At 58.0% G+C, this 21,482-nt stretch carries 22 protein-coding genes and 2 riboswitches; of the genes, 16 read left to right on the top strand and 6 right to left on the bottom strand.

The features are described 5' to 3' along the window. Nucleotides 1-44 precede the first annotated feature (44 nt). Nucleotides 45-380 (top strand): Asp23/Gls24 family envelope stress response protein, encoded by a 336-nt coding sequence (locus tag G3578_RS06150; protein WP_165210077.1) that lies wholly within the window; start codon nt 45-47, stop codon nt 378-380. Between the two features lie 38 nt (nt 381-418). On the opposite strand, the gene ftsW is transcribed toward G3578_RS06150, so the two are convergent. Both ftsW and G3578_RS06140 read right to left on the bottom strand, forming a co-directional pair. After that, complete coding sequence (gene ftsW, locus G3578_RS06145) at nt 419-1,591, bottom strand: putative lipid II flippase FtsW (protein ID WP_165210074.1); 1,173 nt, start codon at nt 1,589-1,591, stop codon at nt 419-421. Between the two features lie 78 nt (nt 1,592-1,669). After that, nucleotides 1,670-2,035 carry a YugN family protein gene (locus G3578_RS06140; RefSeq protein ID WP_165210071.1) on the bottom strand — a complete coding sequence of 122 codons (366 nt, stop codon included), beginning with the start codon at nt 2,033-2,035 and terminating at the stop codon, nt 1,670-1,672. Nucleotides 2,036-2,238: 203 nt separating this feature from the next. Here G3578_RS06140 and G3578_RS06135 point away from each other — a divergent pair, with 203 nt between their 5' ends. From G3578_RS06135 to G3578_RS06120, 4 genes are all read left to right on the top strand, one after another. Next, nucleotides 2,239-2,682: a CBS domain-containing protein gene (locus tag G3578_RS06135; protein WP_165210068.1), complete on the top strand. Its 444-nt coding sequence runs from the start codon at nt 2,239-2,241 to the stop codon at nt 2,680-2,682. A 133-nt stretch (nt 2,683-2,815) separates the two neighbouring features. Beyond that, entirely contained in the window at nt 2,816-3,865 is a 1,050-nt protein-coding gene (locus tag G3578_RS06130) for a methyltransferase domain-containing protein (protein WP_165210065.1), read from the top strand. Nucleotides 3,866-4,322: 457 nt separating this feature from the next. Then, nucleotides 4,323-5,003, top strand: a complete 681-nt coding sequence (locus G3578_RS06125; RefSeq protein ID WP_165210062.1) for a thermonuclease family protein — start codon at nt 4,323-4,325, stop codon at nt 5,001-5,003. 69 nt (nt 5,004-5,072) lie between these two features. Beyond that, entirely contained in the window at nt 5,073-5,468 is a 396-nt protein-coding gene (locus G3578_RS06120) for a hypothetical protein (protein WP_481752722.1), read from the top strand. Nucleotides 5,469-5,517: 49 nt separating this feature from the next. Here G3578_RS06120 and G3578_RS06115 read toward each other — a convergent pair whose 3' ends face one another. Then, nucleotides 5,518-5,928, bottom strand: a complete 411-nt coding sequence (locus G3578_RS06115; RefSeq protein WP_165210056.1) for a protease complex subunit PrcB family protein — start codon at nt 5,926-5,928, stop codon at nt 5,518-5,520. Nucleotides 5,929-5,973: 45 nt separating this feature from the next. On the opposite strand from G3578_RS06115, the gene G3578_RS06110 reads away from it, so the two are divergent. From G3578_RS06110 to G3578_RS06075, 8 genes are all read left to right on the top strand, one after another. Then, a complete protein-coding gene (locus G3578_RS06110; protein ID WP_165210053.1) occupies nt 5,974-7,896 on the top strand; it encodes a hypothetical protein in 1,923 nt (640 codons plus the stop codon). An 86-nt stretch (nt 7,897-7,982) separates the two neighbouring features. Then, on the top strand, nt 7,983-8,450 hold the full coding sequence (locus G3578_RS06105; protein WP_165210050.1) for a YlbF/YmcA family competence regulator: 468 nt from the start codon (nt 7,983-7,985) through the stop codon (nt 8,448-8,450). Between the two features lie 168 nt (nt 8,451-8,618). Then, entirely contained in the window at nt 8,619-8,972 is a 354-nt protein-coding gene (locus G3578_RS06100) for a YlbG family protein (RefSeq protein WP_165210047.1), read from the top strand. A gap of 150 nt (nt 8,973-9,122) precedes the next feature. Beyond that, nucleotides 9,123-9,887 carry a LamB/YcsF family protein gene (locus G3578_RS06095; RefSeq protein ID WP_165210044.1) on the top strand — a complete coding sequence of 255 codons (765 nt, stop codon included), beginning with the start codon at nt 9,123-9,125 and terminating at the stop codon, nt 9,885-9,887. A 155-nt stretch (nt 9,888-10,042) separates the two neighbouring features. Next, nucleotides 10,043-11,899, top strand: coding sequence for a stalk domain-containing protein (locus G3578_RS06090; protein WP_241254484.1), 1,857 nt, complete (start codon nt 10,043-10,045; stop codon nt 11,897-11,899). A gap of 22 nt (nt 11,900-11,921) precedes the next feature. Beyond that, nucleotides 11,922-12,443, top strand: coding sequence for a shikimate kinase (locus G3578_RS06085; protein ID WP_165210039.1), 522 nt, complete (start codon nt 11,922-11,924; stop codon nt 12,441-12,443). 37 nt (nt 12,444-12,480) lie between these two features. Next, nucleotides 12,481-12,642 (top strand): YqzE family protein, encoded by a 162-nt coding sequence (locus G3578_RS06080; protein ID WP_165210037.1) that lies wholly within the window; start codon nt 12,481-12,483, stop codon nt 12,640-12,642. A gap of 25 nt (nt 12,643-12,667) precedes the next feature. Then, entirely contained in the window at nt 12,668-12,922 is a 255-nt protein-coding gene (locus G3578_RS06075; RefSeq protein ID WP_165210035.1) for a YkuS family protein, read from the top strand. 66 nt (nt 12,923-12,988) lie between these two features. Here G3578_RS06075 and G3578_RS06070 read toward each other — a convergent pair whose 3' ends face one another. The 3 genes from G3578_RS06070 to G3578_RS06060 form a co-directional block, all read right to left on the bottom strand. Then, nucleotides 12,989-13,831 (bottom strand): hypothetical protein, encoded by an 843-nt coding sequence (locus G3578_RS06070; RefSeq protein ID WP_206529505.1) that lies wholly within the window; start codon nt 13,829-13,831, stop codon nt 12,989-12,991. Between the two features lie 133 nt (nt 13,832-13,964). Then, on the bottom strand, nt 13,965-15,032 hold the full coding sequence (locus G3578_RS06065) for a YqhG family protein (RefSeq protein WP_165210031.1): 1,068 nt from the start codon (nt 15,030-15,032) through the stop codon (nt 13,965-13,967). Between the two features lie 250 nt (nt 15,033-15,282). Continuing rightward, nucleotides 15,283-16,950, bottom strand: a complete 1,668-nt coding sequence (locus G3578_RS06060) for a DEAD/DEAH box helicase (RefSeq protein ID WP_165210029.1) — start codon at nt 16,948-16,950, stop codon at nt 15,283-15,285. 234 nt (nt 16,951-17,184) lie between these two features. Beyond that, a riboswitch (glycine riboswitch) is annotated at nt 17,185-17,277 on the top strand. Then, a riboswitch (glycine riboswitch) is annotated at nt 17,278-17,367 on the top strand. It abuts the riboswitch before it with no gap. 113 nt (nt 17,368-17,480) lie between these two features. Between G3578_RS06060 and gcvT the strand changes: the two genes are divergently transcribed. The 3 genes from gcvT (at nt 17,481) to gcvPB (ending at nt 21,469) form a co-directional block, all read left to right on the top strand. Then, complete coding sequence (gene gcvT / locus G3578_RS06055; RefSeq protein WP_165210246.1) at nt 17,481-18,584, top strand: glycine cleavage system aminomethyltransferase GcvT; 1,104 nt, start codon at nt 17,481-17,483, stop codon at nt 18,582-18,584. A 64-nt stretch (nt 18,585-18,648) separates the two neighbouring features. After that, entirely contained in the window at nt 18,649-20,001 is a 1,353-nt protein-coding gene (gene gcvPA, locus G3578_RS06050; protein WP_165210027.1) for an aminomethyl-transferring glycine dehydrogenase subunit GcvPA, read from the top strand. Further along, nucleotides 19,994-21,469 carry an aminomethyl-transferring glycine dehydrogenase subunit GcvPB gene (gene gcvPB / locus G3578_RS06045; RefSeq protein WP_346773965.1) on the top strand — a complete coding sequence of 492 codons (1,476 nt, stop codon included), beginning with the start codon at nt 19,994-19,996 and terminating at the stop codon, nt 21,467-21,469. Before gcvPA ends, gcvPB begins: the two co-directional genes overlap by 8 nt. Nucleotides 21,470-21,482 lie beyond the last annotated feature (13 nt).

Raw genomic sequence — 21,482 nt, 5'->3', positions numbered from 1 at the left:
ATAATGAGAAGAACGGGGGATCACGCTGGGGAGGGAAGATGGCAATGGAGGATTGGAAACGAGGAGAAATCCGCGTAGCCGATGGCGTAGTGGCCGTTATCGCCGGGATGGCTGCCCAGGAAGTGGACGGGATTGCGCTGAAATCGGGCGGATTCTACCAACTCGCCCATCGGATTGCCGGCAGCCAGCTGGCCAAGGGCATCGAGGTGAAGATCGAGGAAAAGCAGCTTACCTTGGACATGCGGGTCGGCGTGATGTATGGGGTAAAAATCCACCAGGTCTGCAGGGATTTGCAGGAACGGGTGAAACAGGACGTGGAGGATCTGACCGGTCTCGAGGTGCTTGCCGTCAACGTGCGGGTGGAAAGGATCGAAAAATAGAAACGGGATGCCGCTTCCGGCGTCCCGTTTCTTAATTCTTACCGAGCCACTGTTTGCTGGTATCCTTTTTCCAACATTTTCTGCTTGTTCACTTCCCGGGAAACGCTGAGCAGGATGCCGGTGGAAACCAGGCAGATCAACAGCGACGAACCGCCATAGCTGATAAACGGCAGCGGAACCCCGGTCAGCGGGATCGTGCCGGTCACGCCCCCGATGTTGATCAGCGCTTGCAGACCAATCATGGTGATCACGCCGACTCCGGCCAGACTGGCAAACGTATCCTTTGAACGCAGACAGATCTGCAGGCCGCGCAGCAGGAAGAGCAGGTACACCAACAGGAACACCGTCGTGCCGATGAACCCCAGCTCCTCTGCGATGATGGAAAAAATAAAGTCTGTGTGAGCTTCCGGCAAATACAGGTACTTTTGCACGCTTTGCCCGAAGCCTACCCCCGAAATGCCTCCATGCGCCAAGGCAAAAAACGACTGAATCAATTGAAAGCCCGTGTTTTTCGGATCGCTCCACGGGTCAGTATAAGAGATCAAGCGGGGAAGCGCATGGGGTTTCAAGGTGATATAGCTCAGAAAAAACATCGTAAAGACGGGAAATGTCAGCAAAAACAACTGGGTGATCCGGGCTCCCCCGCAGATCATGACCACGGCTGCCGTCCCGAGAAGAATCGCCGCCGAACCCAAGTCCGGCTGGATGGCGATCAAAACGAAGAAGATGCCTGTCACGACCAGCGGCGGAATCAGCCCGGTTTTGAATTCGCGGAACTTTTCCCCTTTTTTGTCGATGATGGCGGCCAGATAAAGAATCAGCCCCAGCTTGGCGAATTCGGCGGGCTGTATATTGGCGGAACCGATCTTGAACCAGGAGCGGGCGCCGTTTGCTTCCTTGCCGATACCGGCAACCAGGACGAGGACCAGGGCGACAAAGCAGACGATGATGATCAGCAGGACGTTCCGCTTATAGAACGAAAAGGGAATGTTCATCGCTACCAGCATGCCGACGAACCCGACAGCCGCCCAGATGATCTGCCTTTTGACGAAATACAGCTCGTCCCCGTTACATATCCCGCAGCCATGGGAGGTAAAAATACCGGTATAGGCATAGATGGAACTGGCGCTCAAGACCATGGTAACGCCAAAACCGACAAGCAGCGCGGTAAGGATCAGCAGGACAAAATCGGGCACACCCCGCGTCTTCATGGGAAAATATTACCCCCTATGTGAGAAACAGAGAGGTAGGTACGTCCCTCTCTGTCCGGTTTCCTGATCGATGTGGAATTAATGAACGCCGGTCTTGTCAGCGAGCTGCTGCAGCTTGTCGCTCAGAACCTGCAGCTTCCGTCTGGCAGCTTGTACCACCGCGTCCGGAATCGGTGCGTCATAATCCAGGCCGTGCGGGAATACCTGTTTGCCCATGTAAGGCTCTTCCAGCTGCAGGAGCGTGTGCGGGTCTTCCAGTTTGCCTTCTACGGCATTGGCTTGCACGCGCAGATAGTAGGTGCTGTTTTTGTCGTCAAACTTGCAATCGTATGTAGCATGGTTGTAATCCCATGCCCAACGGACGAATCCCAATTCACTCATGATGTGGTCAAGATCGGCAAGAAGCACTTCCTTGCTGCCGATCCCCGTCTCCTTGATTACCATTTGCCTTCCTCCTTGAAACTGGGTCGATCCTTCGCCTCCGCGAAGGGGTATGCACTCTCTTATGATAGTAGGTTTTCCGCAGAAGTGCAATGAATAAGTGGAGGCCGGAAGGGAGTGTCTGGGAGGAGCCGACATAAGCCTGATGCATAAAATAAGCCCCCTTGGAGACACTACAACCGTTACTAGTAAAGGAGGAGAATCCCATGGCAAAAGTGGAAAACCGTACCTTGCGCGAAATCATGACCAAGGATGTCGCGACCGTGACACTGAAGGATAATGTCTTTGAAGCGGCGGTGAAAATGCGCGATTGGAATGTGGGCGTCATTCCCGTCGTCGATGAACAGAATGACGTGATCGGCGTGATTACGGACCGGGATATCGTGATTCGCGGCATTGCAGAAAAGCGGGAAGGCTCGGCGGCGATCGGCGATGTGATGTCCCGCGACATTATCCTGGGCCGCCCGGATATGACCGTCGATGAAGCGGCCAAAATCATGGCCCAGCATCAGATCCGCCGGCTACCTGTCGTCGAGAACGGCAAGCTGGTCGGTATCGTGGCGATCGGCGACATGGCCGTGCGGCAGGCCCATCATGATGAAGCAAGCGAAGCGCTGTACGAAATCTCCGAACAGGCTCCGCGCCACTAATCTCCCCTTAATAACGGACATCGTCAAGCGGCCCGACTCAGCGGGCTGCTTTTTTTCTGTCTGGACATTGACGTAACGGAAACGTTTATGATAGTGCCAACGAGATGTGCGGATGACGAAAGAGGGATGACGGATGCATATTCAGGAGATGGCCAAGCGCCTGCAGATTACGCCGCGGGCAATCCGCTTTTATGAAGAGAAGGGGCTGATCAAACCGGCCAAGGAAGCGTCCTCCGGCTACCGCCAATTTACCGAGGAGGACGCCTGGCGCCTGCAGACGATCATCGCGCTGCGCGAGGTGGGGATGCCGATCGAGGAGATCAGGCAGCTGTTGGACAAGCTGGACAAGGAGGAGGGAACGCTCCTGTCGTATCTGGAGATTCAGCGCTCCTACATGTATGACCGCTGGGTGGAGCTGAAAACCGCCATCCAGACGACGGAGACGATGATCGCCCGTCTGAAGCAGGACAGCCGCCTGGACCCGGCCTCGCTGTACGAGCTGGCGGAGGCCAACAAGCGGCTGCGGCAGACGCGCAAGAATTGGGTAGACCGCTGGAATTTCAACCAGCTGGCGCCGATTTACGACGAACTGGTGGCGCGGGAAGGGCAGGGCTTCCATGCCCACGATGGCTATGAGCGGGTGCTTGACCAGGTGGTGGACTATATCCGGCCCGCCGCCGGAGAAATCGGGCTGGATGCCGGAACCGGAACGGGAAATTTGGTGAAACGCTTTCGGGAACGCGGCATCAAGATGTGCGCCATCGATCAGTCGAGCGAAATGCTGAAGCGGTGCCGGGCCAAAAACCCGGGGGTGGAGACCAAACTGGGCACCTTTTTTGCCATCCCCTACATGGATCATACCTTCGATTTCGTCGTATCGAGCTATGCGCTTCATCATTTGACCGATGAACAAAAATGCCTGGCGCTGGCCGAGTTTCACCGGGTGCTGAAGCCGGGCGGCCGTATGGCGGTTGCGGATCTGATGTTCGTCGACGATGAGCAACGCGCCGCCCATATCCGGGCTCTCCGGAAAGCGGGAGATGTGTCGGCGGTGGAGGCGATCGAAGATGAGTATTACGGGAACCGAACCGTGCTGCTTGACGAGCTGGCACGGCTTGGCTTTCGTGCGGAGGCCAGGCAGTTGAACACGTATGTTCACCTCTTGGGCTGCATTCTGCCGTAAACGCGGCGCACATGCGGATTTCCTAGAGGCTCCAGCCGACACCGGCAAGGGACTTTACTTGGTACAGCGGGGACCCCACCTGGCACAGAGAGGGCCCCACTCGGGACGGAGTGGACCCCACTCGGCACAGCGATAGCTATTGCCGAGTGGGTAGAGCGATAGCTACCGCCGAGTGGGTGAAGCGACAGCTACCGCCGAGTCGGCTTCGGTCAGCAGGGTTTTTTGGGCTCGTTCGGCCATGACATTAGCGGAGGAGTCTGCATAGGCTGTAGCGAGACGGAAAGGAGGATCCGCATGGGTTTGTTCGATTCTTTTGGCCGCGATAACGAAGAGATCATCTGGATCATAATCGTCGTGGTGGTTCTTCTCTTCTTGCTGGGTGACCGTGACTGATGGTAGGATAAGGGTAAGCGAAAACGACCTCGATCATCGGGTCGTTTTACTTTTTTGCGGAAGGATGTTTGCCATTGTGAAACGCATCTGGAACCGAATCGCCCTTCTTCCCGTCCTGTTCGCCTTCCTCCTGGCCGGTTGCGGACAGGCGCCGGCGCAGCCAAACGGGGAGAGGGAGACGACCGTCAAGCGGGTGATCGATGGCGATACGTTCGAAACCATCGAAGGGGAACGCGTCAGAATGATCGGGATCGATACTCCGGAGAGCGTCAAGCCGAACAGCCCGGTGGAACCGTATGGCAAGGAAGCCAGCCGGTATACCAAAGCCTTGATTGAAGGCAAGACGGTTCGACTGGAGTTTGACGTGGAGCCGAAGGACAAATACGGCCGTCTGCTTGCCTATGTCTATCTGCCGGACGGCACCTTTGTGAATGAAAAGATCATGCGCGATGGCTATGCCCAAGTGATGACCATCCCTCCCAACGTCAAATATGCCGACCGTCTCCTGCAGGCGGAAAGAGCGGCGCGCAAGGAAGGGAAAGGGTTGTGGGGAGACAAGCCTGCCGATCCCGCGCCGGGAGAGAAACCGCCCGAGGGGAAGCTGATCAAAGGCAACATCAACGCCAAGGGGGAGAAAATCTACCATCTGCCGGGATCAAGGGATTATGACAAGACCAAGCCGGAGAGATGGTTCGCCACGGAAGAGGAGGCCCGTGCTGCCGGTTTTCGTCCTGCCAAGCGGTAGGAATGAAGCCTGCCAAAAAGGGAAACCCTACGCATTGGATATTCCAATTGGGAAGGAGGTTCCCTGATGATTCGCCCCAAAAACCTGCTTGTTCTTCTGCCGCTGCTGGCCATTCCGATTTTAGCCCAGCTCGATTGGGTTGCCGGGCAGGCGGCTGCTTCGCCCCATGAGCATCACAATTCGCCGACGCTGGCGGTTGCCCATCGCTTGCAGGGCGATGATCTGCATCTGCAGCTGACGGTTACCGGGTTTACGTTCTCCCTGGAAAACATGGGCAAGGAAAACCGCTACGGCGAGGGGCATGTGCACCTGTATCTGGATGGCAAGAAAGTGGCGAAAATTTTTAGCCCGCAGTATGTGTATCGCGACGTTCCCACCGGACACCACGATGTGATGGTCGAACTGGCCCATAACAACCATGACTCGTACGGCATCAAACAAACCTTTCAAATTGACATCAAGTAAAAAAGCAGAGGGCGGTTCCTCTGCTTTTCCTCGTTCTTGTTTCGATCGTTTATGGAACGACGGTCACCTGTGCATGAGCTTCGGGCAGGGCGATGACGACGGTCGGATACGTAATCACTTGGGTCACCAGTTGCCCGTCGGTGGGAGCCGTTTCCGCCACTTCGATCCTCCAGGTGCCGTCGGCTTGTTTGACCGCGGCTTTGACAACCGCTTTATATCCGCCTGTGGAGCGCTGCCCCAGGCTGATCGCCACATAGGTTTTGCCGTCAACCGTCACCACCTTGTGGCCGCCTTTCGTCCGGATGTCGCGCAGCCCGTTTGCGACGGCGGCCGGATAGGGAGCCGCGATGACTTCATAGCCCGCCTGGGCGGCAGCGGCGGGTGCAGCGGGTGCCGTGGCTGACGGCGCGCCCAACAGGGAGATGCTGATGGAAAACAACAGCGTAAATATCGCATTCATGGATCATTTCCTCCGATTCCATGTGACTTGTCGAGGTGAGAGCGGATGCAGGTACGCATGGGGTTGTCCATGCTGTCGGAAGCAACCATCGAAAAAATCATTGCCGAGCAAAACCGGCGGCTCGGCTCATCGTCGGATCTGGATCTATCCTCCCGGCTGACAAGCCCCGCCTATGTAGCCGGACTTTGGGAGAAGACCACTGAACCTGAACGGGAGGTGGCGCGATTGTTTCTCTTGCAGGCCCCGCAGGGATTTGTCAGCAGGCGCGAATGGGAGCGTCTCGTCCAGCATGCCCCGCTTCGCTTTTCCCTGGGGCTGACCAATCTGCGCCGTCTGGGGCTGATCCTGACCGTCCGCAAGCTGTGGAGCGAAGTCGGCTATCTGATGCCTTTCGAAGTGAGAGAGATGCTGGCGACCATGCTCCAGCGGACAGCGCCCCGAGAAAAAACGCCTGTCTCCGATCCGGTTCAAGCGCCCACTTATTATATACCAAGCGGGCGCGGGATTCATCTGGATCTTATTGCCTTGCTCCTGTTTATCCGGGAGCACGAGGTGCCGCTGACCCAAAAAAAGACGATTCATCGCCGGGCACTCGTCAAGCTGGAAGACCTTTTTTCCCTGACGGATGCACATGTCGCCGGATGGTTTTCCTCCCTGTTCCCGCCGGCAGCGAAAGAAAGCTGCTCCGCAAAAACATCGGTCATCCTGGATCTGGCCCTGCGCCTGTCGCTGATCAGGATGGAGCAGGGCCGATTGCGCCTGGTGGCAGAGCGGGTGGCCGAATGGCTGGATGCGCCGGCAGCCGTGCGCTGGAGCCGGATCATGCACGTGGCGATGAGCCATTATCTCCCGGCCCATCCGTGGCTGGAAGGAGCGGCTTTTGCCATGAATGACCACGGCCATGATCGCTGGTCAGCCGTTGACCGGCTGCTGGACAACCTGAAGCGCTTGGGATACCAGCTGCCCGACGATGCCCTGCACATGATCGTGGAGCAGTGGCTTCATCCCCTGCTTGGGTTTGGCTGGATTCAGCTGGGACATGCTGGGAATAACAGCCTCCGTTGGCGGTGGAATCCCCTGATCCGCCGGGAGAGCGAAGACGGCTGGTATGTGCAGCCGACGGGGGAGGTACTTGTGCCGCCGCTTGTCTCCCTGAAGCGCATTTGGGAATTGAGCCGTCTGGGGGAGGTGTCGTTTGCGGGAGAAATGATCCGCTGTACGCTGGAAGCCAGGCGTATCCAGGCATATGTCGCGCAGGGGGGAACACCCGAGCAGGCCCTCTCTTTCCTGCAGGACGGCTGCATCCATCCGCTGCCCGACAGCGTCGTGGAGATGCTGCACAGGTGGGGGAAGGAAGCGAAACAAATCCGGCTGGAACGGGTCGTCCGGGTGCGGGTGGCCGATCCCCGGCTGCTGCAGGAGATGCGCCAGATTCCGACGCTGCAGCCTTATCTGACCGAGATCATCTCGGCGACCGACTTTTTGGTCAGGCCGGAGCAGGAGAGCGAGCTGTCCGCAGTCTTGCGGCGATGCGGGTACCAACCGCTGGCGGGAGAAGCTGCCGGATATGTGGGGATTGCGCGGGAAGAGACGGCTGCGCCCGCCCCTCCGGAGGAAAGCGCCGGATTGTTCGCCGATCAACGCCCGTGGACAGGGTATCAGGTGGAGAATACGTTCCCCGAGCAGGATGACCAGACTTCCCGGCTTGACGGACTGCCCAGGATGTGGACCCGCCATTTCCAAAGCTATCATCCCCAGACACTGCGGGATTTGTGCAGGCGGGCAGCCGAACTGCGGATCGACATTCGCATGGAGCTGGCCAGCGGCGAGGAACGGCAGGGGACGCCGCTCGAGGTGGGGGTGGATATGGGGTACTGGGTGCTCACGTTGGAGGCGGGCCGGAAGCGGTACAAGTACCGCCTTGACGAGATCAGGCGCGTCCAGATCATTTTGCCGGAATATTGCTGAGGGAAAGTGCAGCATATCCGTTGAATTCGTGGTACAATGATCGATAGGCGATGGAAGCAGCGATCGCTGGAAAGGGGGTCAAGCAGATGACCGAAGCAGTCGTCACCGTTGATATGGCCGAGCTGGTAACGGAAGCCCACGAGCTGTCCCGGATGATCAACCAGTCGCGGGAAGTGGAAGCCTATCTGGCCGCGAAAGAGCAGATGGCCCAGGATCCGGAAGCCCAGCGTCTACTGGCCATGTTTCAAAAGAAAAAAGCGGAGTACGAAGATGTGCAGCGCTTTGGAAAATATCATCCCGATTACGATCGGGTATCTACGGAAGTGCGGCAGCTGAAACGCTCGCTGGAAATGCTTGACACCGTTCAGGCATTCAAGAGGGCGGAAGATGCGCTGGATACGCTGCTGTATCAGGTAAGCCGCATGATTGCGGATGCCGTCTCCCCGAGCATAAAGGTACCCAGCAACAATCCCTTCCTTGAAGCGAAGGCGGGGGGCTGCGGAACGGGCGGCAGCTGCGGATGCAGTATCAAGAAGGTGAAGAAAACGTCATAGCCGGGGTCGCCTGTTTCCGGGATCAGCCGGTGATCCGGCTCAGGGGAAGCAGGCGGTTTACATAAGAGATCCGTTGTCCAACGTCACACACCTTTTTGCCATTCCTGCCGGAAGCACAAGGATATGTAGGTGACGGAAGATCGTTCGGGAAGGAGAATGTCAGGTAGCATGAGGGAAAGACGACTGGGATTGGCTGTCTGGGTCAAGCATGTCCGCATGGCCAAAAATTTGCGCAAATTCGGCTCGATCCATTATATATCCAAGCGGCTCAATTATGTGTCCATGTACGTGGATGCGGCCGAAATCGACGAGATTATCCGGATCATGGAGCGGCTGCCGTTTGTCACAAAGGTGGAACGTTCCCATCGGCATGAAATTCCTGTGGAATACAACAATGCCAAACCGGATAAGGCGAAGGAATACGATTACAAACAGGAGAAAAGCCAACTGATTGCATTGGCGGATTCTTTGACCGAATCAGCGGCAAGGGTTGGCGCCGAAGAGGTGCAGCCGGTTCGCTAGTTTCGGTACGCTGGCAGGAAGGCTGCCTCCCGGAAGGCAGCTTTTTCTTTTGCTGTCCCGTCCGGCATGATATGCTAAAGAAAGGAAACTGCATCTGGTTGTTTGTATGCGCTTTCAAAACGGCGTTAAAGATGAAGGCGAGGGAATAGCATGATCAGATTGGATATCAATTGCGATCTTGGGGAAGGATCCGGCCGCTACCGGATGAGCGATGATCTGGGGATTTTGAAGTGGATTACGTCGGTTAACGTGGCGTGCGGCATGCATGCGGGCGATCCGCACATGATCTGCCGGATCGTGGAAAGCGCACTGGAGAGCGGCGTCATGATCGGCGCGCATCCGGGGTATCCGGACTGGCAGGGGTTTGGCCGTCGTTCCATGAACTTGTCGGCGAAAGAGGTGTATGAGCTGGTCTTGTATCAGGTCGCAGCGCTCCATGGTATGACTCGGGCCATGGGCGGCAGGCTCCATCATGTGAAGCTGCACGGCGCCCTGTATAACGAGGCGGCAGAAAAGCCGGAAATCGCGGAGGCGGTCGTGCGGGCAATCATCGATATCGACGAGGACTTGACCGTTTACGCGCTCTCCGGCAGCGCCCTTGTCCATGTGGGGATGGAACACGGGCTGACCGTGGCGGAGGAGGTGTTTGCGGACCGCGCTTATCTCCCCAATGGGCGATTGGCCCCCCGCGAACTGGAGGGCAGCGTGCTGATCAGCAAGGAGGAGCGGATGGAGCAGGCGAGTCAGCTTGTCTTGACGCAGACGGTGCGCACGGTGGATGGAAGCTGCATCGAACTGGCGGCCGACACCCTCTGCGTCCACAGCGAAGGGCCTGACGTCATTTCTTTCCTGAAGGAACTGCACCGTTGGGCGAAGCAGGCCAATGTCCAGATTGCACCTGTCCAGTTTGCCTGAGATACGTGTAACCCACCGGGCGAGACCCAAGCGGCTCGTCCGGTGTATTTTTTTACTTACAGAAAGCAGCTAACTTTCGCCATTAGGATTGGGCGACAAGCCGAGTTTTTGTTACAATGTGGGAAAAGCATAAGGATTGGATGATGGGAGTAGGCATGAAAACGATACAGAAAACAAGCTTGCTGGTCTGCCTGACGATTCTGGTAATGTTTGGCGCTGTCGGCATCGTGGCCAAATGGCCGCTGATCGCCAAATGGCTGACGCCCCGGCCGGCCGTTCCGGCACAATCCGCTGCGGCTGGAGCGGATCCGTTCGCCTATGATCCGCCGCTTCCGTCCTATGTGAAAGATCTGCATCCCGCCTATACCATACAAGCGTCTCTCCTCACCAATGAGGCGAAGATCAAGGGAAAGATGCAGCTTTCGTTCGACAATCCGAAAACGTCCGATTTGCGTTTTTTTCTTTACGACTATCCCTGGAGCCCGATAACGATTACGTCGATTCGGCATGCGGACAAGCCGGTCGCCTATGAGCGGCGCAATGCGGTCATCGTGTTTCCCAATGCGTTCAAACAGGAGAAGCGGACCACGCTGACGGTCGAGTTTGAGACCAACATCCCGAGGGCCGGGACCCGGTTCGGCGTAAAGGACGATATCTGGACGCTGACCAACTGGTATCCGATGCTGGGGGCGTTGAATCAACACGGGGTCTGGTATGAGCCGCCTGCGCGGGGGGGCTTTGGAGACCCGTTCGTCTATCATTACGCCGACTATGATGTCACGTTCTCTTCCCCGGAAGGGTACCAATGGGTAACCTCCTGGGGCACGGGCGAAGCGCGCAAAACCGGACAAGGCAGGCAGGAGATTCGCTACCAGGCCAAAAAAATCCTCAACTTCTCCCTGGTAGGCAGCCCGCTTTACCATGTGGAAACGATGCGGTTGGGACCGGATCTTACCGTGGACATCGCCTCCACGAACCGGGAGGAGATCAACCGGATCAAGGCGATTGCCGAACAGGTATTTCCCGTTTATATCCAGCAGTTCGGTCCCCTGCCATATCCCCATGTGGCAATTGCCGAGACCAATACGTTTACCCACGCGATGGAATACGCCAACCTGGCCATTTTCCGCCGCAATCTGTTTGACGATCATTCCGTGGACCACTGGCTGCCGCATGAGATCGGCCATCTCTGGTGGTACAACAGCGTGGCCACGCTGGAAGCGTCGCATGGCTGGCTGGACGAAGGGCTTGTGCAGTTGAGCGTCTATTATTACCGGAAGCAGCGCTACGGGCAAGCGGCGGCGGACTCGCTGCTTCAGCAGTACCGGGCGGATCGGGAAAGGCTGGTGAAATGGTATCCGCACGGCCGGATGGAGAAGCAGCTGACCCAGTTTGCCACCAACGATGAGTTCGAATGGACCTGGTATGCCGAAGGACCGCTGCTGTTTGACAATCTGCGCAGGCAGATCGGCGACAAGCCATTCAGCGACTTTTTGAAAAGGGTGCAGCTCAGCTACCATGGCGCCGTGATCGGAGCGGAACATCTCGACCAGGCGCTGGGACAGACCCTGCAGGGGGAAGCCCGTTATTTCGTCCCCAATGTGAAACGGCCCAACGCCGAGGACTTCATCCCCTTGCAGATCGATTATTATGTCAATATGGTGCTGAACGGGGTGAGCTTTTATCCAAGCGTCCCCGCGCGCATACGCGGCAATACCGTCTACATACCGGTGCGCGATGTGATGGAGAAACTGGGCTACCGCGTGGAATGGACGAAGGAGAAGCAAGCGTTCCGCCTGCGCGGGGGAGACAACGTGATTACCGTAAAGAGCGGGAGCAGACAGGTAATCCTCAACGGGAAGCCGATCCAGCTGCCGGTGCCGGTGGCCGAGATCAAGGATCGGACCATGGTGCCGCTCGACTTCTTCAGGCAGGTGCTGCATTACCGGACGGAGTATCAGGCGGATGCGCACATTCTCAAAATCACCGTGGCTGACGGCCGTGAATCGTGACGAAAGGGAGTTTGAGCCGAGCATGGAGAACATTGTGCTGGTCGGTTTTATGGGAACCGGAAAATCCACCGTCGGCAGGGCGCTGGCGGCCAAACTGAATTGGACCTACGTCGATCTGGACAGACGGATCGCGGAAAGGGAAGGGCGATCCATCCCCGAATTGTTCCGGACGAAGGGGGAAGCTTATTTCCGGGATGTGGAGAGCGCGCTGCTGGCCGAACTCCTGGGACAGCAGCGGCAGGTGATTGCGACCGGGGGCGGGGCGGTGCTGCGTCCGGCCAATGTGACCGCCATGCTACAGGGGGGGCTCGTGGTGGCCTTGTTTGCGGACGAAGCGGAGATTGTCCGGCGGGTTTCTTCGGATGCAGGACGGCCGCTGCTGGCAGGCGACCCGGCCGCCCGGGTGAAAGCGCTGCTGCAGGAGCGGGCGGGCGCCTATGACTTTGCCCCGCTGAAAATTGATACAACCGCCAAGCAGGTGGAGACCATCGTGGCGGAAATTGCTGCAAAGATGGTTGAACACGTGCCCTTCCGGACAGACTAAGGTTGTACAGGGATGTCGGCAGGAAGGAGAGCGTGGCATGTCGTTTCAAGAGTATTTGAAGTATCTGACGAAGTCATTTGTCGCGTATATGGAGACCCCTGTCGAAGAACGAAAAAAGAGGAAAGCGCCGAGGGAGGCATGGACATCCCGCTGGTTTGGCGCGATCCCCATGTCAATCAAGCTGTTTTTGCGCAAATAACCAACGCAACAGGGGGAGGTAGCGTATGCCGAGAGTTGCCGTGGAAGGTTCATTGACGCACATCCGAAAGATGCTGCGCGACAATGGGTACGAGGTGGTGGACCTGGGGAACTGGCAGCAGATGGTGGACGCCGTCGTCATCACCGGCCAGAATGTCAACGTGCTGAACGATCAGAGCAAGTCGATCACCGGCGCGCCGGTCATCAATGCGGAGGGAATGACGGCCGACGAAGTTTTCCATGCCGTTCACGTCCGCCTCTCTCCGACCAAGCATCGATGAGTGGACCCAGCCGACTGAGCGGACGCTTCGAACCAAGTGCCGACCAGAATCGGCACTTTTTTCATGTCATTTAATCAATGTTCCGACTTGCCTGACATAGGAAATGGGAAGAAAGCGCAGCCCCTCATCCCATACCCCGACATAGGCGGCCTCATCGCTCCACAGATGCACCGACCCGATGGTGAAGGGGGCGGTCACCTGATCGTGAAAAAGGGAGACGGTCAGGATGGCGGGTTGGTGGGCAGATGGCTGCGTCAGCGTTTGCCAGGCATCGTCCCGGGAGGAGTCCCGCGTCTTATCGGCTGCCTTCATCACCCAGTCGATCCGGTCAAACGGATTGGTTTCCTGAGCGGTCAGCACCCGCGCGGCCGTCAGTTTCTTCTCCGCTGTAACGAGCCCGTCCGGTTCCACGGAACCCATGGTCGGGGGATCAGGCAGGAACCCTTCCGGATAACGTTCCCCTGTCTTGGCGTCCACATACCGCGTCTGTTCCTTGTCCGTCACCTGCCAGAAGGAAGCGAATCCGTCGTACACGGGGACAGCGGTCCCGTCATCGGGCGCAATCGCCTCGTCAAACAGGATATAGGCGCCCGCTCCGTATTCCAGCAGCGCAAAGACCGGACCGCTGCCCGACGCGGCGGTATCCACCTCCCCGACTACCAGATATCCCACCTGACGGCCATCTTCCCGGACGGTGACCAGCCATTGGTGCTGGTTCACGCCGAGGGCTCTGATCTCCGTATCCGCTCGTTTCCAGGCGGCAAACTGCGGGTCCTGCCGGCTGATCGTCTGGATCCACTGTTGAATGTTTTTGGTCAACGTCCCCTGCCAGGTTCCCTCGGCGCCTGCCGTTTGGGCATGCAGCAGCAGAAGAAGGACGACAAGGAGCAAAGGTGCCCGCCGGATCATCCGCACCACCATCCTTTTCTCATGCTTATCTCCCATTGTAGCCAGCTGCAGGAAAAAGATTTGTTGCAAGCTGTCAGCGGGGGATATTTTTTTCTCGCTGCTGTTTTACATTTTTCCCCGCCTTTTGCCATCCCTAGCTGGAAAACGGCGGTATGTTGTGCAGGAAAAAGAGACCGCCGTTGATCACCTGAACCTCGATTCGCGGTTCATACTGCCAACGCAGTTCGGCGATGCGCCGCTCTTTTTCCTCCTTCGGCGTGCTTTTGCGCCAGGCTGTCTGATCGATCGCTTCCCTGGGTGTTTCCGGAATGGCATGCATGCGCAGAAAATCGAGAATGCGGCCCCCTCCTGCGCGGAAATCCCCCAGATCGACGGGGGCCGGCGTGTCCGGCGGCGATGGGCTTGCGTCATCCACCGGTGCGGAAACGGGCTCCGGTTCGGGAACATGCTGCGGTCCATCCTCGGCAGAGGCCGCTTCCTCCCCCTCCGGTGCCTCCCGCATGGCAAGCTCCGCATAATAGGCTTCCAGGATCTCCAGTTCTTCCTCCAGACGTTCCCGGGCCTCATCCGCCCAGCTTTGATCCACCTCCCCGATGCGCTGTTCCACCTCCCGCTCGATCATTTGCCAGGCTTGCGCGATCGTGATTCGATGCTCCTGGGTGTAGTGATAGGGGGGAATGGCAGGGGAAAGGGAGAGGCGCCGCAGGAACGGATAAAAATCATGCACGATCCGCGGCTGATAGAGATTCACCCCGAGATAAAGCAGCATATCCCGTTTTTTGTCGCAGAGAAACGAGACTTTGACATTAACGCCCAGCCAGGGTGTAAGGGGGGAGGAACGGCGGCCGGCCGCCATGCCTTTGGATGGCAGGGACTGGCTCTGTTCATACATGCAGACGAACCGGCCGTGCCGTTTGGCCGACTGGAACATCTGCTGCAGCCGGTTTGCCCCGAAGTGAACGAATTCGCCCCGCATACCCTGCGGAATGTTCTCCGGATCGAAAAAAAAGGTAAGGATCATCGGCTGTGGCGGTATGTTCATCTTCTCCACCCAGCTCCAGTAAAACGGACGGTTGCCGATATCCTTGTCCACCTCCACCGGCAGCTTGACGGTGAGGTAGGCGGGGTGCGTTTCCATGACATGGGTGGAGAAGGCGGACAAATACCGTTCCACATACTGGCGAACCTGCTGCTGATTCATGGCCGGAATGCCTCCTTTACGAGAATGAGCCGGGAACGCCCGATGATCAGCCCGAAAGCGGAAGGATGGGCGATGCTGCCGGCGTCGTGCGGAGAGGACGCTACTGGACGGCCTGCGGCAGCCAGCCCGTCTGGGATTTGTTCTCTGGAGCGCTAAATCGAAGTAAGAAAGGTTGGGGGCTCCCGCCGACACCAGCAAGGGCCCCCACTCGGCGCAGCGATAGCTATCGCCGAGTGGGTGGAGCGTTCGCTTAAGTCGGCGGGGTTCTCTTGACGGCCCGGATCGCCTGCCCCATGTTGTCCAGCTTCAGGGCCATCTCCTTCTCCGAACGGGATTCCAGGATGATGCTGATCAGGTTCTCTTCCAGGCTGTTCGACAGGTTGAGCCGCTCCACGATCTCATCCAGCTCGCCTATCACCATCTCGAACAAATCGATTTTTTCGTAGAGCAGATGCAGGATATGCTCCTCAATCGTGCCGGTGGTCGACAGGTTGTAGATGAAGACGTCCCGCTGCTGGCCCAGCCGGTGGACCCGGCCGATCCGCTGTTCCACCCGCATCGGATTCCAGGGCATGTCATAATTGATCACCTGGTTGCAAAACTGCAGATTAATCCCTTCGCCGCCCGCTTCGGTGGCGATCAGCACCTGCACCCGGTTCTGGAACAGGTCGGTCATCCAGTCTTTCTTGCTGCGCTTGAATCCGCCGCGAAACGGGACGGAGGTGATGCCGTGCTCATGCAGATATTTTTGCAGGTAGTTTTGGGTCGCCCGGTATTCGGTGAAAATGATCACCTTGTCGTTGATCTGCTTGATCAGCTCCACCGTTTTGGCGGCCTTGGAATGGGTCTCAATCCGCTTGATCATCTCCACCAACTCCATGATGGAGGGGCGGATCGGTGAATCTTCGGCGGTTCGCCGGTACAGGTTGTACAAGGTCATGAACGCCGCTTCCCGGCTGGAGCACACCTCCCGCTGCAGCGTGATCAGCGCCAGGGCGTTCAGGGCGCCCGCCTCCGACCGGTAATGCTCCCGGACGAAGCGGGTGACGCCTTGATACAGCGCCATTTCCTCCGGCGAGAGCTCAATCGGGACGGACTGCACCCGCCGCGTCGTGAAATGGATGCCGCCATCGCTGCGCTTGTTGCGAATCATCACTTTGTCGATCTCTTCCTTCAGCTTCTCGTTGTTTTTCGCCTGCCGCTTTCCTTCCACGTAATTGGCGGCAAAGGCGCTGCTGTGGCCGAGATGGCCGGGGCGCAGCAGGTTGATCAGATTGTACAGTTCATCCATGTCGTTCTGCAGAGGGGTTGCCGTCAAAAGCAGGCAGTACTTCTTCCTGATCTCCTTGACGAACTGGTAGTTGCGCGTCCGCTTGTTTTTCAGCTTATGGGCCTCATCGATGATCAGCATGTCGTAGTCGATGTCCAGGACGTGGCGGCGGTGCGGGTCCCGTTTGGCCGTGTCGATGGAGGCCACGACCACATCGTACTGGCGCCACATGTACTCCTTTTTCTGGGCTACCGCAGGGATGCCGAACTTCTGGTTCAATTCCTTCGTCCACTGGATCACCAGGGAAGCCGGGACGAGGATCAGGATCTTTTTCGCCAGCCCCCGCACCATGTACTCCTTCATGATCAGCCCCGCTTCGATGGTTTTGCCCAGCCCCACCTCATCCGCCAGAACCGCCCGGCCGCGCATCTCGTTCAGGACGCGCTCCGCCGTTTGCAATTGATGCGGATAGGGCTGGAGGTGGGGAAGGTATTTCAGGCATTGCAGCTGGTCGAATGCGGTGACGGCCTGCGCCTCTTCCGCTTCGATCGCCAGTTGGAACAGCTCCCATTTGTGCCAGGGCCCGTCGTTCTGCATCAAGTGGGCGAACGGCTCGATCCACGACCGGTCGAAGGCAATATTCGGCAATCCTATCCCTTCTTTCCTGATTCATACAATTATTGCGGATTTCTTGTCGAAAATGCTAACATTAATTGCTGTAAAAAGAATTTTGTTAAGTTTTTTCGGTTTTGTTGCGAATTTTGTATTTTCAACGGATAGCGGTCGTGGTAGGATAAAGGAGAAAAATCTTTCCGTTTTTCCCCTAGTATGCGACAGCAGAGTAAAGTTATGTAGGATTGCACCCGCTTTCATATCGGGCGAATGATGGCAGCAGGGAGAGACCACTTCATTGTGGCGCCGAAGGAGCAAGCCAGCGACGGTGAATCTCTCAGGCAAAAGTACCTCTGCCGGACGCATCTCTGGAGAGAGCTCAATGGAGCCACCAAAGGGGAAACTTGCTTCTTGGCAAGGTAACTCTCAGGTACCAAGGACAGAGAAGAAGAAAGGAACCGCTCGCCGGCGGTTTGCGTTCTTCTTTTTTCTGTCTTTTTTTGTTGTGAAACTCCATTCCGACGGGGAAGGTAAGGATGGAAAAATTTCAGGAGGTGGCGCTGCAGATGGCAGACTTGAAAAGAACCCCGCTGTATCCGGTGTATGCCAGATACGGCGGCAAAACGATCGATTTCGGCGGCTGGGAGCTGCCGGTCCAGTTTTCCAGTATTACCGAGGAACATGAGGCGGTGCGCACAAGAGCAGGGTTGTTCGATGTGTCCCACATGGGGGAAGTGGAGGTGAAAGGAGCGGATGCGCTGGCGTACCTGCAGCGCCTGACGACGAACGACGTCTCCAGGCTGGAGGCCGGTCAGGCGCAGTACAGCGCGATGTGCTATCCGGACGGCGGCACCGTGGACGATCTGTTGGTGTACAAACTGGCGGACGATCATTATCTGCTGGTCATCAACGCCTCCAATATCGACAAAGACTTCGCCTGGATGCAGCAGCATCTGGCAGGCGATGTCCGGATCGAGAATGTCTCCCCGCAAACGGCCCAGCTCGCCATCCAGGGACCGCTGGCCGAAACGATCCTGCAGAAACTTACCGATACCAACCTGTCCGAGATCGGTTCGTTCCGTTTCAAGACGGACGTCAAGCTGGACGGCATCCCGGCCCTGGTCTCCCGCACCGGCTATACCGGGGAAGACGGCTTCGAAATCTATCTCGACGCGGACAAAGCGGTGGCCCTCTGGGAGAAGCTGCTGGAAGCGGGGAAAGAAGAGGGGCTGCTGCCGTGCGGCCTGGGGGCGCGGGATACCCTCCGTTTTGAAGCCCGCCTGCCTTTGTACGGCCAGGAGCTGTCCAAAGAGATTACCCCGATCGAAGCGGGGATCGGCTTTGCGGTCAAGACGGACAAAGCGGTGCCGTTTATCGGGCAGGAGGTGCTGAAGGCCCAGAAGGAAAACGGCGCGCCGCGCAAGCTGGTCGGCATCGAAATGATCGACCGCGGCATCCCGCGCTCCCACTATCCGGTGTTTGCCGGCGACGAACCGATCGGGGAAGTTACCACCGGCACCCAGTCGCCTACCCTGAAGAAAAACGTCGGGCTTGCCCTGATCAAGACAGCGTATGCGGCGCTGGGCACGGAGCTGTTCGTGGAGATTCGCGGCAAACGCCTGAAGGCCCGCGTGGTGGCGACACCGTTTTACAAACGTCCGAAACCATAATCCACCCGCCCGCAAGCAGCTTGGAACCGCCCGGCGGAACCAGAAGAAAAGGAGGAATCCTCTCGTGAAGTATCGTTACCTGCCCATGACGGAACAGGACAAACGCGAGATGATGGATGCGATCGGCATCAGCAGCATCGACGACCTGTTCTCCGACATTCCGGAAGAAGTGCGCTTCAAAGGAAAACTGCAGATCTCCGAAGCGCTGTCCGAGCCGGAATTGGTCTCCTATTTCCAGTCCCTTGCCCAAAAGAATGTCAACTTCACCACGCACGTCAATTTCCTCGGTGCCGGCGTGTACCAGCATTACATCCCGAGCGTGGTGAACCACATGCTGCTGCGCGGCGAATTTTTCACCGCGTACACGCCCTACCAGCCGGAGATCAGCCAGGGAGAGCTGCAGGCCATTTTTGAATACCAGACGATGGTGTGCGAACTGACCGGCATGGAAGTGGCCAACTCCTCCATGTACGATGGCGCGACATCGCTCGCGGAAGCGGCCATGATGGCGGCGGGCCACACCGGCCGCAAAAAAGTGATCGTCTCCCGCGCCGTCCATCCGGAAGCCCGCAGCGTGCTGGGCACGTATGCGTACGGCCAAGGCGTGGAGCTGACGGAGGTGGGCTACGACAGCCAGGGCCTCACGGATACCGCTGCGCTGGAGGCCGCCTTGGATGAAGGGACCGCCGCCGTCATCGTGCAGTATCCCAACTTCCTCGGCAACGTGGAAGACCTGGCGGCCATCGAACAAATCGTGCATGCCAAAGGGGCGCTCCTGATCGTCTCCGCCAACCCGCTGGCGCTCGGCATCCTGGAAGCGCCGGGCAAGCTGGGCGCCGATATCGTGGTCGGCGACATGCAGCCGTTCGGCATTCCGGCTTCGTTCGGCGGCCCGCACTGCGGATACTTTGCCACGTCGGCGAAGCTGATGCGCAAGATGCCGGGACGCATCGTCGGACAAACCAAGGATGAAGAAGGGAAACGCGGGTTCGTCCTGACGCTGCAAGCCCGCGAGCAGCATATCCGCCGCGAAAAGGCGACGTCCAACATCTGTTCCAACCAGGCGCTGCTGGCCCTGGCTTCGGCCATCACCTTAAGCGCCCTCGGCAAGCAGGGCGTCCAGGAGATGGCGATGATGAACCTGCAGAAAGCGCACTATGCCAAACAGGCCCTGCAGGCAAAAGGCATCAGCGCCACATTTGCCGCGCCATTCTTCAACGAGTTTGCCATCAACATCGGCAAACCGGTTGCGGACGTGAACAACAAGCTGCTCGCCAAAGGGTTTATCGGCGGCTACGATCTCGGCCTCGCTTATCCGGAACTGGCCGGTCACATGCTGATTGCGGTCACCGAATTGCGGACAAAACAGGAGATCGATGCCTTGGCTACGGAATTGGAGGCGATCACGCGTGGCTAACCATACCAACAAGAAGGAAAAGGCGCTTATTTTTGAACTGAGCAAACCGGGCCGTGTGGGTTACAATCTGCCGGAGCTGGATGTGCCGGAAACGGATGTGGCAAGCCTGCTGCCGAAGCATTTGATCCGTGAAACGCCGGCCGAACTGCCGGAAGTATCCGAACTGCAGGTCGTGCGCCATTACACCGAGCTGTCCCGCCGCAACCACGGGGTGGACAATGGCTTTTATCCGCTCGGCTCCTGCACGATGAAATACAATCCGAAAATCAACGAAGATGTCGCCCGTTACCCGGGCTTTGCCCAGACCCATCCGTACCAGCCGGCCGAGACGGTGCAGGGCGTGCTGGAAGTGATGTACAACCTGCAGCGGGACCTGGCCGAGATCACCGGCATGGATGCGGTAACCCTGCAGCCGGCAGCCGGCGCGGCGGGCGAGTGGACCGGTCTGATGATGATCCGCGCCTATCACGAAAGCCGCGGCGAGAAAAACCGGACCAAGGTGATCGTGCCCAACTCCGCGCACGGCACCAACCCGGCTTCCGCCACGATTGCCGGTCTGGAAACGGTAACCATCCCGTCCGACGAGCGCGGCCTGGTCAACATCGAGGCGCTGCGCGAAGCGGTCGGTCCGGATACGGCGGCCCTGATGCTGACCAACCCCAACACGCTGGGGCTGTTTGAAGAAGATATCGTCGAAATGGCCAAAATCGTCCACGAAGCGGGCGGACTCCTGTATTACGACGGTGCCAACGCCAACGCCATTCTGGGCATCGCCCGTCCGGGAGACATGGGCTTCGACGTGGTTCACCTCAATCTGCACAAAACCTTCACCGGTCCCCACGGCGGCGGCGGCCCCGGCGCCGGTCCGGTCGGCGTGAAAAAGATTCTGGAGCCGTTCCTGCCCGCCCCGATCGTCGCGAAGAAGGAAGACGGCACCTATTACTGGGACACCGACCGTCCGCATTCGATCGGCCGGGTGAAAGGCTACCACGGCAACTTCGGCATTCTGCTGCGCGCCTACAGCTATATCCGCACGATGGGGGCGGAGGGACTCCTGCAGGTTTCGCAATATGCGGTGCTGAACGCCAACTACATGATGCGCCGTCTGGCCGGGGCCTACCACCTGCCGTACGACCGCGTCTGCAAGCACGAATTCGTCCTCTCCGGCGTCAAGCAGAAGAAGCTGGGCGTCCGCACGCTGGATATCGCCAAGCGCCTGCTCGACTTCGGCTATCATCCGCCGACCATCTACTTCCCGCTGATCGTCGACGAGTGTCTGATGATCGAGCCGACGGAGACGGAAACGAAAGAAACGCTGGATGAATTTATCGACGCGATGCTGCAGATCGCCCGCGAATGTGAGGAAACGCCGGAGATCGTGCAGGAAGCGCCGCACACGACCGTAGTGAAGCGCCTCGACGAGGCCACCGCGGCACGCAAACCGATTCTGCGCTATCAACCGGAATAAGGCTAAAAAGCGG

The organism is Brevibacillus sp. SYP-B805, from assembly GCF_011059135.1.
In the GTDB taxonomy this organism is placed as follows: Bacteria; Bacillota; Bacilli; order Brevibacillales; family Brevibacillaceae; genus Brevibacillus_F.
This window is presented reverse-complemented; position numbering and strand designations above follow the sequence as displayed.